This is a genomic window from Vibrio sonorensis (assembly GCF_001854765.1).
In the GTDB taxonomy this organism is placed as follows: Bacteria; Pseudomonadota; Gammaproteobacteria; order Enterobacterales; family Vibrionaceae; genus Vibrio; species Vibrio sonorensis.
Map to the genome: position 1 here is coordinate 1 of NZ_LJJE01000003.1, position 2,217 is coordinate 2,217.

The window sequence follows — 2,217 nt, forward strand, 5'->3', positions numbered from 1 at the left end:
TACACCTACATTGTTCTTCAAGATCCTAAACCTGTATTTAGGTGTCCATACTATGTGATATTGACATCTCCAAAATACGTGGGAAGCTTGATTGTATCTACTCATGCTATTTTTCCTCTTTGACTTCGCTAAAAATCAAGGGAGCATTTAGCATAGGTAGAACTATAGGCAAAGCCTAACTGGATGACAACCACCTACTGAAGTAGGTGGTTTAAGACTGAAAATAAAGTTCAGTTAACGCGACTACATAAACAAAGGTTCATCGTACTGGTTTCGCAAACTCTTTGCCTGTGATTCATAGTAAATAAGGCGTTTAGTTGAAGCGCCTTTGTTCTCATATAAAGTGGGCCTGACATACAGCTTATTCTCACTTAATGTGGGTCCAGTATTGTCGCTGTAATCGGGTCCGCTGGATTATGTTTGCGGCCCACTACAGGTATGGAATGGTAAATTTTCGGCACAATTGACCACCGATCACTAGAGTTTGTCACTCTATATCTAGTATCGCTTTGTTTTTTTAAGCTCATTAAAAAAAGAAAAAAAAATCAATTATTTGTTATGTGGGATTCGTGGGTAACGGCTTGCAGTTATCCACAAATCCACATTTATATAATATCTCTATTATTTATATGTATATTCTATGAACTCTATAAGATCTATAAGATCTATAGGTCTTGTTTTGTCTTTACTTTTCAATGATTTATAGACTTTAATATTACCAGTCACTCCGGTTACTAGATCGCCTTACTCCGGTTAGTAGACCGCTTTACTCCGGTTATTAGATCGCTTTACTCCGGTTACTAGATCGCCTTACTCCTGTATGACTATCGTTTTACTCCGGATAAGATAACTACTTACTCCGGTAATCGCTGCTTTAGGTGTTGATATCTTAGATTAAATCGAATCGTTTTACTTTTTTTCGCTTAATTATGACTGTTTACTCCGCTTTAACCCCCAAAACCTAATATTTACCCTTTACTATTACCACTTACTCCGGTATTGCTACTCATTATTAAACTAAATATTACCACTTACTCCCCACCGCTAGGAGTAAACAGTCATAATTTATCGCTATGAAGAGTAAACCGTCATAGTTGGTTAGATAATTAGGAACAATTGATAATAGTTATGCAAACGGAATTATATAAATCGAAAGAGACAACGATCACTAGCTCAGCATCAACAGATGTACCAAGTGACTTTTTTAAGAAGTCGCACGCGTTTGTGTTCTCTAGTCTCTCTCTTTCACCTGTAGAACATGACATTTTTGCTTTGCTCTTGTCGAGGTTACATGCTGACCATTGGCAGGATTTTTTAGAAGGAAAAATGCTATCACCTAGCTATGAGTTTAAAAGTGATATTCTCTGTGATTGGTTTGGAGCGCAAAGAGAAGACCTTTATAACATTTTGTATAAGCCTAGTGATCGACTTTCAAGCAAAAAGATAGGTGTTCAGCAAGAAGGAAAATCTTTTGATTTCATCCCGCTTTTTAAGCGCGTTAAGTATAATGATGGTACATTAACCATTAAACCAAATGATGATCTCATCGCTGAATTTCTCGGTATCTCTCAAGGCCACGCGCAAATCCCACATCGTTCATTTAGAAGGATTAAAACCGAATATGGTAAAAGACTGTACTCAATGCTTTGTCGATTTAGAGCACCGCACACAGAATTGCACCCTCAAACAATTGAAAATCTTCGCGGCTTTTTTGGTTTACTCGATGAAAAAGGGAGCTTGACCAAGAAAACATATGCTGTTAATGCCAATTTCATTAACAGGATAATTAAGCCAGCAATCAAAGAGATTGACGAAAAAGAGTCTAATATCGCGTTTTTTGTGGATGAAAAAACGGGGAATTATGGGTTTTCTTACATCAAAGAAGGTAGAAAAATTGTTGGCCTTAAATTTCTATTTGAATGGTCTGGTGATACCGCTAACAGCACTCGCCAATTGAGCTATGAAGACGCCAAAAGAACCTATAATGAGGTAGTGTCCAGATCTTGCGTCCCGTCGCTTAGGGAGCTTGATAATTTGAAAGAGCATCTTGTTTCTTTGGGTGAAGCAGGTCACGATCTCTCTGGTGGCTTCTTTACTAAGTTACGAGACGTTACTCAAGCTAGCGAAAAATTACCCTCATAAACCTTAAAAGGCCGTCATTTAAGCATCACTAACGCTTGTAGCGGCCTTTTCTATTCATCCCATTGAAAAACCTTA

2 protein-coding genes are annotated in these 2,217 nt (G+C 37.7%); one reads left to right on the plus strand and one right to left on the minus strand.

What is annotated here, in order from left to right; genetic code table 11:
• Nucleotides 1-105: transposase (locus tag BLO31_RS22930; RefSeq protein WP_342668953.1), on the minus strand; the 105-nt coding region annotated here is incomplete at its 3' end.
• Nucleotides 106-1,116: 1,011 nt separating this feature from the next.
• Between BLO31_RS22930 and BLO31_RS01860 the strand changes: the two genes are divergently transcribed.
• A complete protein-coding gene (locus BLO31_RS01860; RefSeq protein ID WP_245688350.1) occupies nt 1,117-2,142 on the plus strand; it encodes a replication initiation protein in 1,026 nt (341 codons plus the stop codon).
• Nucleotides 2,143-2,217 lie beyond the last annotated feature (75 nt).